Annotated in this window: 11 protein-coding genes; 8 read left to right on the top strand and 3 right to left on the bottom strand. The window is 61.7% G+C overall.

The annotated features are described in order from the left end of the window. Nucleotides 1–183 precede the first annotated feature (183 nt). The 4 genes from dgcB (at nt 184) to ACIPZH_RS17600 (ending at nt 5,860) form a co-directional block, all read left to right on the top strand. Nucleotides 184–2,136, top strand: a complete 1,953-nt coding sequence (dgcB, locus tag ACIPZH_RS17615) for a dimethylglycine demethylation protein DgcB (protein ID WP_400637093.1) — start codon at nt 184–186, stop codon at nt 2,134–2,136. Further along, nucleotides 2,136–3,368 (top strand): electron transfer flavoprotein subunit alpha/FixB family protein, encoded by a 1,233-nt coding sequence (locus tag ACIPZH_RS17610; protein WP_400637091.1) that lies wholly within the window; start codon nt 2,136–2,138, stop codon nt 3,366–3,368. The genes dgcB and ACIPZH_RS17610 overlap by 1 nt, the downstream gene beginning before the upstream one ends. Before the next feature lie 10 nt (nt 3,369–3,378). Continuing rightward, the gene (locus ACIPZH_RS17605) at nt 3,379–4,149 is read left to right on the top strand and encodes an electron transfer flavoprotein subunit beta (RefSeq protein ID WP_019096849.1); all 771 of its coding nucleotides are present in this window, start codon (nt 3,379–3,381) and stop codon (nt 4,147–4,149) included. Between the two features lie 802 nt (nt 4,150–4,951). After that, on the top strand, nt 4,952–5,860 hold the full coding sequence (locus ACIPZH_RS17600) for an RHS repeat-associated core domain-containing protein (RefSeq protein WP_400637089.1): 909 nt from the start codon (nt 4,952–4,954) through the stop codon (nt 5,858–5,860). Here ACIPZH_RS17600 and gbcA read toward each other — a convergent pair. Beyond that, nucleotides 5,854–7,146, bottom strand: coding sequence for a glycine-betaine demethylase subunit GbcA (gbcA, locus tag ACIPZH_RS17595; protein WP_241805609.1), 1,293 nt, complete (start codon nt 7,144–7,146; stop codon nt 5,854–5,856). The two genes, ACIPZH_RS17600 and gbcA, sit on opposite strands and share 7 nt — an antisense overlap. A gap of 296 nt (nt 7,147–7,442) precedes the next feature. Here gbcA and gbcB point away from each other — a divergent pair, with 296 nt between their 5' ends. Then, complete coding sequence (gbcB, locus tag ACIPZH_RS17590) at nt 7,443–8,543, top strand: glycine-betaine demethylase subunit GbcB (RefSeq protein ID WP_241805610.1); 1,101 nt, start codon at nt 7,443–7,445, stop codon at nt 8,541–8,543. A 78-nt stretch (nt 8,544–8,621) separates the two neighbouring features. Here the strand turns inward: gbcB and ACIPZH_RS17585 are convergent, their stop codons facing one another. Continuing rightward, nucleotides 8,622–10,247 carry a methyl-accepting chemotaxis protein gene (locus ACIPZH_RS17585; RefSeq protein WP_400637087.1) on the bottom strand — a complete coding sequence of 542 codons (1,626 nt, stop codon included), beginning with the start codon at nt 10,245–10,247 and terminating at the stop codon, nt 8,622–8,624. Between the two features lie 277 nt (nt 10,248–10,524). On the opposite strand from ACIPZH_RS17585, the gene ACIPZH_RS17580 reads away from it, so the two are divergent. The 3 genes from ACIPZH_RS17580 (at nt 10,525) to ACIPZH_RS17570 (ending at nt 13,131) form a co-directional block, all read left to right on the top strand. After that, nucleotides 10,525–10,755: a hypothetical protein gene (locus ACIPZH_RS17580; RefSeq protein ID WP_012316647.1), complete on the top strand. Its 231-nt coding sequence runs from the start codon at nt 10,525–10,527 to the stop codon at nt 10,753–10,755. Beyond that, nucleotides 10,752–11,054: a cell division protein ZapA gene (locus tag ACIPZH_RS17575; RefSeq protein WP_400637085.1), complete on the top strand. Its 303-nt coding sequence runs from the start codon at nt 10,752–10,754 to the stop codon at nt 11,052–11,054. The genes ACIPZH_RS17580 and ACIPZH_RS17575 overlap by 4 nt, the downstream gene beginning before the upstream one ends. 139 nt (nt 11,055–11,193) lie before the next feature. Next, nucleotides 11,194–13,131 (top strand): methyl-accepting chemotaxis protein, encoded by a 1,938-nt coding sequence (locus ACIPZH_RS17570; protein WP_400637083.1) that lies wholly within the window; start codon nt 11,194–11,196, stop codon nt 13,129–13,131. A gap of 103 nt (nt 13,132–13,234) precedes the next feature. On the opposite strand, the gene ACIPZH_RS17565 is transcribed toward ACIPZH_RS17570, so the two are convergent. Then, a complete protein-coding gene (locus ACIPZH_RS17565) occupies nt 13,235–13,717 on the bottom strand; it encodes a hypothetical protein (protein ID WP_400637078.1) in 483 nt (160 codons plus the stop codon). Between the last annotated feature and the right edge of the window lie 157 nt (nt 13,718–13,874).

Below are 13,874 nucleotides of genomic sequence, written 5' to 3'. Positions count from 1 at the left end.
GCGGCAAGCTGCAAGAAGAAGCCATCGTTGTCGCCTTCGCTTGCAACTGAAGTCTTGAGAGTTGCTTGGGAATGACTCTGTAACGCAGAGGTGATCTGCAAGGTACAAGCGGTAGGCAGAAGCTCCCCGGGCTTCTGCTTGCAGCTTGCGGCTTGCAGCTTGCAGCTGAAAAAGGTGCCTGCCATGTTGAACACCCTATTACCCATCCTGCTGTTCGCTGCCCTTGGCCTGGCGGTGCTCGGCGCCCTGCGCCGGGTGCGCATGTGGCGGCGTGGCCGAGCCTCCAAGGTCGATCTTCTCGGCGGCCTGCTGGCCATGCCGCGCCGCTACCTCGTGGACCTGCACCACGTGGTCGAGCGCGACAAGTACATGTCCAAGACCCACGTGGCCACTGCGGGCGGCTTTGTGCTGTCGGCGGTGCTGGCAATCCTAGTGCACGGCTTTGGCCTGCAGAGCAAGATCCTTGGCTACGCCTTGCTGGTGGCCACCGTGATCATGTTCACCGGTGCCATCTTCGTCTTCAAACGCCGGCTCAACCCGCCATCGCGCCTGTCCAAAGGCCCGTGGATGCGCCTGCCGAAAAGCCTGCTGGTGTTCGCCGCAAGCTTCTTCATTGCTACCTTGCCGGTAGCCGGCATCCTGCCGGCCAACACGGGCGGCTGGGTGATGGTCGCGATACTTGGCCTGGGCGTGCTGTGGGGCGTGTCGGAGCTGTTCTTCGGCATGACCTGGGGCGGCCCGATGAAACACGCCTTCGCCGGCGCCCTGCACCTGGCTTGGCACCGCCGCGCCGAACGCTTTGGCGGTGGCCGCTCGACCGGCCTGAAACCGCTGGACCTGGAAGACCGCAATGCCCCGCTCGGCGTGGAAAAGCCGGTGGACTTCACCTGGAACCAGCTGCTGGGTTTCGACGCCTGCGTGCAATGCGGCAAATGTGAGGCGATGTGCCCGGCGTTCGCCGCCGGCCAGCCGCTGAACCCGAAAAAACTCATTCAGGACATGGTCATCGGCCTGGCCGGTGGCACCGACGCCACGTTCGCCGGCAGCCCGTACCCTGGCAAGCCGATCGGTGAACACGGCGGTAATCCACACCAACCGATCGTCAATGGCCTGGTCGACGCCGACACCCTGTGGTCGTGCACCACCTGCCGCGCCTGCGTCGAGGAATGCCCGATGATGATCGAGCACGTCGATGCCATCGTCGACATGCGCCGCCACCTCACCCTGGAAAAGGGCGCGACCCCGAACAAGGGCGCCGAGGTGCTGGATAACCTGATCGCTACCGACAACCCGGGCGGCTTTGCCCCTGGGGGCCGGATGAACTGGGCGGCAGACCTGAACCTGAACCTGCTGTCTGACGTGAAAACCACCGAAGTGCTGTTCTGGGTGGGTGACGGCGCGTTCGACATGCGCAACCAGCGCACCCTGCGCTCGTTCGTCAAAGTACTCAAGGCCTCGGGCGTGGACTTCGCCGTGCTCGGCCTGGAAGAACGTGACAGCGGCGACGTGGCGCGCCGCCTGGGTGACGAAGCGACCTTCCAGCAACTGGCCAAACGCAATATCCAGACCCTGGCCAAGTACAAGTTCCAGCGCATCGTCACCTGCGATCCGCACAGCTTCCATGTGCTGAAGAACGAGTACGGCGCACTGGGCGGCGACTACCAGGTGCAGCACCACAGCACCTACATCGCCGAGCTGATCGCAGCCGGGAAGCTCAACCTCGGGCAGCACAAGGGCGGCAGCGTCACCTATCACGACCCGTGCTACCTGGGCCGCTACAACGGCGAATATGAGGCCCCGCGCCAAGTGTTGCAGGCGCTGGGCATCGAAGTGCGCGAAATGCAGCGCTCGGGGTTCCGTTCCCGCTGCTGTGGCGGTGGTGGCGGTGCGCCGATCACCGACATCCCGGGTAAGCAGCGTATCCCCGACATGCGCATGGATGACATCCGAGAGACCCAGGCCGAACTGGTGGCGGTCGGGTGCCCACAGTGCACTGCGATGCTCGAAGGGGTGGTCGAACCGCGCCCACAGATCAAGGACCTCGCCGAGTTGGTAGCCGATGTGCTGATCGAAGAGGAAACGCCCGCGGCCCCAAAGTCGCTAACGGTTGAACGTGAACCTGCGGAGGTGCACTGATGAGCGACATCATCCGCCGCGACCCACGCGCCGAGTGGATCGCCCGTAACCGCCTGCACCCGCTGCATGCGGCGCTACAGACGCAACAGACTCGCTGGATGGGGCCCAGTGGCCTCACGCGCAAAAATCCGCATGCCATCGCCGCCGGTTTCATCGGCCCCAATGGCCTCAAGCGTATCGACCGCAGCGGTGCCCAACAGGGCACCGGGGGCGGCGGGCGGCGTAGCGCGCCGGCCGAAGTGCAATTGCCGCTGCATCAGGTTGCAGCGCCTGCGTTCTACATCGCCGTGGTGCCCGACATGGTCGGTGGCCGCCTGAGCAGCCACGACCGTGACTTGCTCGGCCTTGCCCATAGCCTGGCGGGCAGCGATGGCGCGGTGTTGGCCGTGGTGTTTGGCGAGCATAAGGAAAGCACGTTTTCCACAGCCGGTGTCGATCGCCTGCTGATTATGGAAGGTGAAGCGTTCGAAGGCTATGCACCTGAGCAACTGGTGCAAGGGCTGCGGGCTGTGGATAACCAGTTCACGCCACGCCACTGGCTGTTGCCCGATAGCCGCACCGGTGGTGGCGAACTGGGCCGGCGCTTCGCTGCCGCCTTGGGCGAGCGCCCGGCGACGCGGGTTTGGCAGGTCAAGGACGGCCAGTGCATCGGCCGTGCCGGCGCGGGCCAGCAGGACCTGCAACGCGCCATGCCACGGTTGATCCTGGCTGCGGCGGAATGTGCCGAACCTGTCAGCGAAACCCGCCATGAAGCGCTGCCAGTGGAGTTGTCCACAAGCGTTGCACGCAGCCTGTCGCGTATCGAGGACCTCGGCTCGGTGGCCGTGGACCCGGCCACCATTGCCATGGCCGAATCCGAGTTCATCGTTTCGGGCGGTAATGGCGTCAAAGACTGGGACCTGTACCACAAGGCGACCGCTGCCCTCGGCGCTACCGAAGGCGCCTCGCGCGTGGCAGTGGACGACGGCTTCATGCCGCGTAACCGCCAGGTGGGTGCTACCGGTACCTGGGTCACCGCACGGGTCTACGTGGCGGTGGGTATCTCGGGCGCGATCCAGCACCTGCAGGGTATCGGCGCTTGCGACAAGGTGGTGGCGATCAACATGGACCCGGGCTGCGACATGATCAAACGGGCCGACCTGTCGGTGATTGGCGACAGCTCGGCGATTCTCAAGGCACTGATCGAGGCTGTGGACAACTACCGCAGCGGCGGCCAGCGCGACGCGGCATAAGGGCACGAGCATGAGTACGAAAGTGATCAGCCTGGTTTCCATCGGGGCCCACCCTAGCTCCGGCCGGGCCCGGCGCGCTGAGCAGGATGCGCGCGCGGTGGAACTGGGTTTGCAGCTGGCTGGGGATAACTTGCAGGTGGTGCATGCTGGCGACCCACAGGAGGAAGCATTGCGCGCCTACCTGGGCATGGGCCTGGATCACCTGGATGTGCTGGAGCAGCCCGCCGGAGCCGATGTGCTGGGCGTGCTGGGCGATTACCTGCGCGACGCCGGGGCACAGCTGGTGCTGACCGGCAGCCAGGCCGAGACGGGTGAGGGCTCGGGCATGTTGCCCTTCCTGTTGGCCGAAAAGCTTGGCTGGCCATTGATCGTGGGGCTGGCCGAGGTGGAGTCGATTGAAAACGGCACCGCCCAGGTATTGCAGGCGCTGCCGCGTGGTCAGCGGCGCCGGCTGAAAGTGCGCCTGCCGTTGCTGGCGACTGTGGATAACGCCGCGCCCAAGCCGCGCCAGAGCGCATTCGGGCCGGCGCGCCGGGGTGTGCTGGCGGCGCGCAATGTGGCGATCGTCGAGGATGATCTGCTGGCCGAGGCCGAGTTGCAGCCGGCACGGCCACGGCCCAAGCGGCTTAAGGTGATCAAGGCCAAAAGCGGCGCCGACCGGATGAAGGCGGCGACCGCCAAGGCCAGTGGCGGTGGCGGCAAGGTGCTGAAGGATGTTTCGCCACAGGAAGGCGCCGAGGCCATCCTCAAGCTGCTGGTGGAAGAGGGCGTGCTGCGCTGAAGCCCTACAGGCTCGCCGCCAAGGCCGCCCTCACGCTGTGGGGGCGGCCCATGAACACAGGCGCATGCGGTGCCATGCACCGCGGCTGCTTCGCAGGGCAACCCCGCTCCCACAACGACTCCTGATCTGCTGCATGCACCTTCTGCCTGTGCATAAGTCCATCTTGTTCCCCACCGCACCGCTGGCTATGGCGAAACTGGCTCAACCGTCAGGTGCAACTCTGTTTTGCCCACGGAATCTGTTCGCCAAGGTGTGGATAAAGTGTTGGTGCATGGCTGGAGGCCATATATATAGAGGCTTCCAGGGCTTTGATCATAAACTGATCAGGTCTGAGCCGGCTTATCAAATTCAGGTAGCCCTATCTTCGAGTGGATTTGCCCACAATCGCTGTTAGCGGGTCTGTGGATAATCTGTTCGACACTAGCTGTAAGCCTTGCAACACAAGGGGTGTGGAGAATTGGTCAGAAAACGATCAAATTAGATAAGTTGCAGGACTATCGGGGCTTCAAGTCGTTTATCCACAACCAGATTGCAGCGTTTGGCTCGATTGCCCACAATCTCTGTTGGTGTCTCTGTGGACAACGTGTACGGAGTAGCCTGTAGCCCACGAGATCCAAGGGCTTCATTGCTTTGATCAAATATTGACCAATTGCTTCGTAATCTTGCTTACAGCAGTGCAAGTGCACGCTGCAATGGGTGACTTACATGTTGTGGGTAAGTCTTGCCGCCCCGTCATTTTTGTCAGTTAGCAGCATTGCTTGCAGCTGTTAAGGTGAGGTATCACAACCAGTTGGGCTCTCACATGCACCCTGCGCCGCGAACATCCACGCGAACCCGTGTAGACGGGCTTTCAAGGCCCTATCTGCCCTACGGTGCCCGCCTACTGGACGATGGCGCGTTCCTTGCCTTTACCGGGCAGCCTGTCGATCCTCTGACGGGCTGTTACCACTTGGGTAATGGCCGGCGGGCCTACAACCCGGTGTTGATGCGCTTTCAATCCCCTGATCCTTACAGCCCATTTTCAATCGGCGGGCTGAATCCCTACGCCTATTGTGGAGGCGACCCTGTCAACCGGGCAGACCCCAGTGGAGCGAGTTGGCTGAGCACGGTGATAAGTGGCGTCAGCCTATTTTCAAGCGCGGTCACTTTAAGCGGGGCTGTTACCCGGACGGCCCGAAATGTGGTCAATCGCCTGGCCGCCCAACATTCCCAATCCATTTATAACGCGCCGGACTACAGAATCCGGCTAGCTAACATTGCCTTCGTATACACAGGAGGTATGGGGATGTTCGCGACGGGGTTCAACAGTGTAGAGCAAGGGTGGGTAGGTAATGTGCTGACCAGCCCTGGCCGTCGGCTGGGGCTGGGTAACGCGCTAGGAAACATAATAGGTGGTGGTTTCTCCAACGCCGAGGCGGCGCAGGCCGTATGGCGGGGGGTGGGGCAGCCTGGTGTGTCGGCGGGCAGGGTGGCTTGGGAAACGGTCTATGAAGTCACTGGCGCGAGGATGGTGGTTGAAGGGGCTTCCTACGTATGGGGAAGCGCAAGGGCATTGGGGGCGCGGATACATTCGGCTTATAGAGCGGCTGCGGAGGCTTGGCGAAGCTGGGGTCCCCGTCAAACTCCGAGTGCACCCCCTGACATGCCTATGCAGGACATCAGAGGCCGACACGGCGATGCGCCGTGCCAGCGGGGTGGGGCGGGTTACTGAGCCTTCACCTCTTTCAGGTAGGGAGCAGGCTCTGCGCCCAAATTGGCCAACACGCGGTCGCTGTACCAGTCAATGAAGTTGACCACGCCAAACTCGTAAGTCTTCGAGTAGGGCCCCGGCTGATACGCCGTGGAGTTGATACCGCGCTGGTTTTCTTCGGCCAGGCGGCGGTCCTGGTCGTTGGTGGCGTCCCACACCTTGCGCATGCGCTCAGGGTCGTAGTCCACACCTTCCACGGCATCCTTGTGCACCAGCCACTTGGTGGTGACCATGGTCTCCTGGGCGCTGATCGGCCACACGGTGAACACGATCATGTGGTCGCCCATGCAGTGGTTCCACGAGTGCGGCAGGTGCAGGATGCGCATCGAGCCCAGGTCCGGGTTCTTGATGCGGCCCATCAGTTTCTGACACGCCTGTTTACCGTCCATGGTCATCGACACGGTGCCCTTGAGCAGCGGCATGCGCACGATGCGGTTACGCAGGCCATGGCTCTTGTGCAGGTACGGGATCTTCTCGGCTTCCCAGGCGGCGGCGGAGGCCGCCACGTGGTCCTTGAATTCCTGGCTGGCGCGCGGGTCGTTGGTGTCGTCCCACTCCAGCAGAGTTTGCAGCAACTCCGGGTGCGAGCCGGAGCAGTGGTAGCACTCGCGGTTGTTTTCCAGCACCAGCTTCCAGTTGGCCTTTTCCATCAAGGTGGTTTGCACTGCCACCTTGGTGTTCTCCATGTCATACGGTTCCATGTAGTGGTCCAGGGTGGCCAGGAACTCGTCGATGGCAGGTGGGTTTTCCGCCAGGCTGATGAAGATGTAGCCACCGGCGACTTTTACGTTCACAGGCTTGAGGCCGTACTCTTTCATGTCGAAGTCGGCGCCCATTTCAGTACCTGCGAACAGCAGGCGACCGTCCAGTTCATACGTCCACTGGTGGTAATGGCAGACCAGCTTTGCCACTTTGCCTTTCTCGTTGACGCACAGGCGCGAGCCACGATGGCGGCAGACGTTGTGGAAGGCATGCACCTTACCTTCGCTTCCGCGCACCACGATGATCGGGTTCTTGCCGATCTGCAGGGTGATGTAGTTGCCCTTGGCCGGGATTTCGCACGTCATGCCGGCAATCAGCCATTCCTTGTGGAAGATCTCCTGCATGTCAATCTGGAACAGACGCTCGTCGGTGTAGAACGGCTGGGGCAGCGAGTAGGTGCGCTCGCGGGTCTGCAGCATCTCGGCGGTGGCCTTGCGTGCAGCTTCCAGTGGATCGCCCAGGCTCAGGGTTGCGGTGACGTCCATCGTGTAATCCTCGGGGCCGTATGCGGCCGGCAAAAGGTGGCTAATCGTTGTTGTGGTGCCGCAAGAGCATCTGTGAAAAAACAGCAGGTTCTTTTGCCGTGGAGTGTGCGTCCGAAGACGCCGCGAACCGTATCCATGGGCGACATGGCCGATTTGAATTACGACGCGCCAGCCCTTGTAGCACGGGGCTGGTCGCGATAAGCACGCCGATGTCGCAGGCAGGAATGTGCGACGCCTTCAGCTTGCGCATTATCGCAGCCATGAAAAGGGCCATTAGTCGGCCGCTGGAGATGAACATGTCCGATACTTTCCTCAATCCGGTCACCACCCAGACCTGGGCCAATGGCCGCCACATCGTGCGTTGCGTCAAGGTCATCCAGGAGACCTGGGACGTGCGCACCTTCTGCTTCATGGCCGACCAGCCGATCATGTTCTTCTTCAAGCCTGGGCAGTTCGTCACCCTGGAACTGGAGATCGAAGGCAAGCCGGTGATGCGCTCCTACACCATCTCCAGTTCGCCGTCGGTGCCCTACAGCTTTTCGATCACCGTCAAGCGGGTGCCGGGCGGGCATGTGTCCAACTACCTGCACGACACCATGCACGAAGGCTTTGAAGTGCCTGTGCACGGCCCGGTGGGGCTGTTCAACGCCATCGACTTCCCGGCTGCCAAGGTGCTGTACCTCTCTGGCGGTGTCGGTATCACGCCGGTGATGTCCATGGCCCGCTGGTTCTACGACACCAATGCCAATGTCGACATGGTATTCGTGCACAGCGCCCGCTCCCCCAAAGACATCATCTACCACCGCGAACTGGAGCAGATGGCTTCCCGCATCCCCAACTTCAGCCTGCACATCATTTGCGAGAAGCACGGCCTGGGTGAGCCTTGGGCGGGTTATCGCGGCTATCTGAACCAACGGCTGATGGAACTGATCGCGCCCGATTACATGGAGCGCGAAGTGTTCTGCTGCGGCCCGACGCCCTACATGACTGCGGTCAAGCGCATGCTCGAGGCGGTCGGCTTCGACATGAAGAACTACCACGAGGAGTCGTTCGGCGCGACGCCGGCAGAGGCCAAGGCCGATGCCGTGGAGCATGCCGAGCAGGCGGCCGATGCGCCGGAAGTGGACGTGTCCGAGCTGAACCTGGTGGAGTTCATCGGCAGCGAGAAGAGCATCCGGGTCGTTCCTGGCGAGACCGTGCATGCGGCGGCGGCCAAGGTCGGGCTGATGATCCCCAAAGCTTGCGGCATGGGCATTTGCGGGACCTGCAAGGTGCTCAAGCTGGGTGGCGAGGTGGAGATGGAGCACAACGGCGGGATTACCGAGGAAGATGAAGCCGAGGGCTATATCTTGTCGTGCTGCAGCGTACCCAAAGGGGACGTGCGGATCGATTACTGATCCGGTAATGGCTGGGGCTGCCTTGCAGCCCAATCGCCGGCAAGCCGGCGATTGGGCCGCAAAGCGGCCCCGGTGCTGTCAGGTGCGAAAGCGTGCCACCAGCCCATTCAAATCCACAGCCAGGCGCGACAGCTCTGCGCTCGCCGCGCTGGTCTGATGTGCGCCGGTCGCGCTCTGCACCGACAAGTCATTGATGTTCACCAGGTTGCGGTCAACCTCACGTGCTACCTGGGCTTGTTCTTCCGCCGCGCTGGCGATTACCAGGTTGCGTTCATTGATCTGCGCCACGGCCCCGGCAATGGTGTCCAGCGCCATACCGGCGCCCTTGGCGATGTTCAGCGTCGACTCGGCGCGTTCGGTGCTGGTGCGCATCGATTCGACCGCCTGTTCGGTGCCGCCTTGGATGCTGCCGATCATCCGTTCGATTTCGCTGGTCGACTGCTGGGTACGGTGTGCCAGCGCACGCACTTCATCCGCCACCACCGCAAACCCACGGCCCGCTTCGCCGGCACGCGCCGCTTCGATGGCCGCATTGAGCGCCAGCAGGTTGGTCTGGTCGGCCAGGCCGCGGATCACATCCAGTACCTTGCCGATGTCGCGCGATTGTTCGGCCAAGTGGGTGATCAGTTTGGCGGTGGCCTGTACATCACCGCTCATCCGCTCGATCGCGCCTACGGTTTCCAGCACCAGGTCACGCCCGTCTCCGGTCGAGCGGCTGGCTTCGCTGGAGGCTTCTGAGGTGCTCACAGCGTTACGCGCCACTTCCTCGACGGCGCTGGTCATTTCGGTCACCGCTGTGGCGGCCTGCTCGATTTCATTGTTCTGCTGTTGCAGGCCACGCGCGCTCTCGTCGGTAACGGCGTTCAGCTCTTCGGCGGCCGACGCCAGCTGGGTAGCGGAGCCCGCGATCAGCTGCAGGGTGTCGCGCAATTTTTCCTGCATGCGCCCCATCGCGCGCAGCAGGCGCGCGGCCTCATCGGTGCCTTCGGCGCGGATGGTATGGGTCAGGTCACCGTCGGCAATCTGCTCGGCGGCCTGGAGGGCTGCGTCGATGGGTTTGACGATGCTGCGGGTCAGCAGTAACGCGCAGAGGAAGGTCAGCACGGCTGCGGCAACCAGCAGGCCGACTACCAGGACGAAGGCCGCTGAGTACTGGTTGGCGGCGGTTTCGTTGGTCGCGCGGGTCTGGTCGGTGTTGATCCGCACCAGGGTGTTCATGACCTTGTTGATTTGCTCGGAGTTGGCCAGCAGGTCGCGGTTGAGCAGGTCACGCAGTTCATCAGTGCGGTTGGCCTGGCTCAGGCTGCGCATACGCGACTCCAGCTGACGGTACTGGTTGAGCAGTTCGCTGTACTGGTCGAAGGCGGCTTGTTCGTCTGCCGCGCTGATCAGTGGCAGGTAGGCCTGGCGAGCGCGGTCGATCTCGGCGTTGCGCTGGTCCAACAGGTTGAGGGTGTCGCGCTGTACTTCCGGTTCGCGGTTGAGCAGCAATCGGTAGGCGAGGGTGCGCAGGCGCAGGTTGAGCGAGGTCAGCTCGTCCAGGGTCTTGATACTGGGCACGCTGATGTTTTCGATGGCAAGGCCCGCCTGGCGGATGTTGCCCATCTGCATGAGCGAGAAGACACCAAGGCCGAGCATGAGCAAGCCGATCAAGGCGAACCCGAGCAAGGCGCGGGGGGCGATATTCATGTTGCGTAGGGACATGGCGGGACGAATCCAGGCAAAAGGAGTGGACGCGTTCCCTGCGACGAAATATGACTTGCCTGGCTATCGGTCGTGACCGGCCAGTCTTGAGTGTGAACGGCAAAAATTGTGAGCCTGCTATCCATTTACCAGACCGGCGGTTGACCCAGGTCGGAACAAGGCGCCCGATACCCTGTCAATCTGCGGGTTAGAAACCTTGAGATTCCGATATTTAATGGCGAGTGCTCACACTTTTCTTTATCGTGTGCGCCCTTTGCAACAACCCGAGATAGACCCCATGCTGGAAGCCTCCCTGAATCAACTCGAGCAACTGGTCAGCGACCTGATGCAGAAAAACGCTCAACTCACCGAGCAGAACACCACGCTTGGCCAGGAACTGGCCCAAGCCAAGGAAGAGAACGAAACCCTGCAACTGTCGTTGATGGAGCAGGAAGAGAAGCACGGTGCCACCGCTGCGCGCATCCAGGCGCTGGTTGAACGCGCCAGCGCAGGTGTCGTCGGCGCATGAGACTGCAAGCGCAGCCGGTCAATGTCGTGTCGATCCTCGGCAACGACTATTCGATCAAGGCGCCCGAAGGCCAGGAAGAAACCCTGGCGCAGGCGGTACGCATGCTCAACACCGCCCTTGCCGAAACCAAACGTTCGTACCCGACCCTGATCGGCGACAAGCTGCTGGTGCTGGCCGCCCTGAATCTGTGTTCCAAGCAGGTTGAACTGCAGAAGGAACATCAGCAGACACTGGAGCGTACACAGGCACAGATCAACGCCACGGTGGACGCGATCGTTCGGACCATCGCCGAACAGTAAAAAAGCACGCTGTCTGTACTGCGGGGACGGGTTTGCCTGCCCCCGCAGTATCTTCAACCTTGTCGCAGGTCGCTGGTATTAATGGATACCTGAGTGTATACACTTTCCCCCAAACAATTATTCCTGGGGAGGAAGGGGCATGGGTATCTGGCGTCGAAGTATCCAGTGGCAATTGATCGCGAGCATGGGCGCGGCACTGCTGGCGAGCATCCTGGTGGTCGTGATCATTTTCACCGTGGCGCTCAACCGCCTCACCGATCGCTATCTGGTCGACACAGCCCTCCCGGCCAGCATCGAGGCCATCCGCAACGACATCGAGCGAATGCTCGGCAAGCCGCTGGTCGCCGCAGCCGACATCGCCGGCAACACGCTGCTGCGTGACTGGCTGGCCGCCGGTGAAGACGCCGGCGAAATGCCACGCTTTATCGAGTACCTGCAGGCCGCCAAGCAGCGCAACCAGGCCTTCACCACGCTTTTCGCCTCGACCGAAACCGGCCACTACTACAACGAAAATGGCTTGGACCGCACCCTCAGCCGCGACAACCCCAAAGACACGTGGTTTTACGGCTACATCGACAGCGGCGCCGAGCGCCTGATCAATATCGATATCGACGGTTCCACGGGCGAGCTGGCGCTGTTCATCGATTACCGTGTGGAAAAGGACGGCAAGTTGGTCGGTGTGGCCGGCATGGGCCTGCGCATGACCGAGTTGTCACAACTGATCCACGACTTCAGCTTTGGCGAGCACGGCAAGGTGTTTCTGGTACGCAACGATGGCTTGATCCAGGTGCATCCGGACGCTGCCCTCAGCGGCAAGCGACAGCTTGCGCAACAGCTCGATGAACAGGCGGCCAAGGCGATGATCAGCGGTGAGCCGGGTTTGCGCACCAGCCGATTCCAGCGTGATGGTGAAGACTTTCTGGCCTTGGGCTTACCCCTGCGCGACCTGAACTGGACCTTGGTTGCCGAGGTGCCGGAGGCAGAGATCTATGCACAGATGCGTCAGGCCCTCTGGCTTACCACGTTGATCGGCGGTGGTGTGGCGCTGCTTTCGCTGTTGCTGGTGGTGGTGCTGGCGCGTGGCTTGGTACAGCCTGTGCGCCGAGTGACTGCCGCGTTGGTGCAGATTGGCAGTGGTGGCGGCGACCTCAGCCATCGTCTGGACGATTCGCGTCAGGACGAACTGGGCGAACTGGCCCGCGGATTCAACCGTTTTCTCGACAGCCAGCGCGGCCTGATCGGTGAAGTGCTGCGCACCACCGAGCGCTTGCATCGTGCGGTCGAGCAGGTGACGCAGGTGGTGGACAACACGGCCGAACGTTCCGGGCGGCAGCAGGAAATGACCGAAATGGTCGCCACCGCCGTGCACGAGATGGGGCTTACCGTGCAGGACATTGCCCGCAACGCCGGCGATGCTGCGCAAGCTTCGCAGTCAGCGCGTGAGGAAGCCTTGCAGGCGCGTGAGGTGGTACGCCGGTCGATCCAGGGTATCGAGGGCATGTCGGGTGATATCGGCAAGGCGGCGGATGCGGTGGCGCAACTGGCCGACGAAGTCGCCTCCATCGATGAAGTATTGGCGGTGATCCGCAGCATCTCCGAGCAGACCAACCTTCTGGCGCTCAATGCTGCCATCGAGGCGGCGCGGGCAGGGGAGATGGGGCGCGGCTTTGCCGTGGTGGCCGATGAGGTGCGGACGCTGGCGCGGCGTACCCAGGTGTCCACCGATGAAGTTCAGCAGATGATCCAGCGCCTCAAGCACGGCGCAGGTTCGGCGGTGACGTCGATGCAGGCGGGGCAGCAGGCGACGGGGAGTGGCGTGGCGTCGAGCCAGCGAACCGGGGCCTCGTTGGGGGCGATTACCGACCAGGTCGAGCACATCAGCGACATGAACCACCAGGTGGCCACGGCGACGGAAGAGCAGTCGGCGGTGACCGAGGAGATCAACCGGACGGTGCAGGGGATTTCTGACCTGGCCAGGCAGACCGCGGCGGAAGTGCAGGGGTGTCGGCAGGAGTGCCAGGCGTTGCGCGGGCTGGCCGATGACCTGGCCCGGCAGATGGGTGGGTTCAAGCTTTAAACACGCAGGCCAGGTTACGGTCCATCGTGACCAATGCCGCTCCCGGAGTGCCGGCGCCAATGGAAGCGGCGTTGGTACGGTGGGCGGCTAACCCAAAAGATGCTCATGCTGAGTCTTTGGTTTCAGTGATCCACCAAGACATGTTGTCCAGCACTTTATACTCGAACTGCTGTTCTTTGACTGAGTACTTGAGTTCGTCGCCGTCGCTGATGATTTCTAACTTATCGTCCTGCAATAAATTGACGAGCATGTATTTATCGGAAATGTCTTCAATTTCATAGCTTTCATCATGCGGTGTGATGAGATACACGATGGTTTCAGTGCTGTTTGCAGTGCGTTGCTCAATGGTTGCCTTGAGCGCATTTCTGGTTCTTTCGCTGATTGAAACTTTTGCCTTTTGGGATTTATCCAGCGTGATTGCCACGCTCTCATCGCCGTTGAGCCGTTCCTGCGAGATCTTGACCACGGTGCCTGAGGTTCCATGGTGGCTAAAGTAGTGCCCAGGCTTGAGAGCGCGGAAGTACTTGAGGTTCTCGGCTTCAATGCCTGGCAATTCGTTATCGTTGATCAATATTTTAGTGGCCATGATGCGTCCTCGGAAAACTCAGCCACTGAGGGTTGTGGCCCCGAAGAACATAAAACCTCTGTGACGGGCTGCAAACTGGCAGAACTGTCAGGTGACATTCAGTGCAAGGCTGTTGTAAGCGTTGTCGAACAAGCGGTTTGGCGGGCGGTAAGGCCCG

Origin of the sequence: Pseudomonas sp. NPDC089758 (assembly GCF_044748705.1) — a bacterium.
In the GTDB taxonomy this organism is placed as follows: domain Bacteria; phylum Pseudomonadota; class Gammaproteobacteria; order Pseudomonadales; family Pseudomonadaceae; genus Aquipseudomonas; species Aquipseudomonas putida_X.
This window is presented reverse-complemented; position numbering and strand designations above follow the sequence as displayed.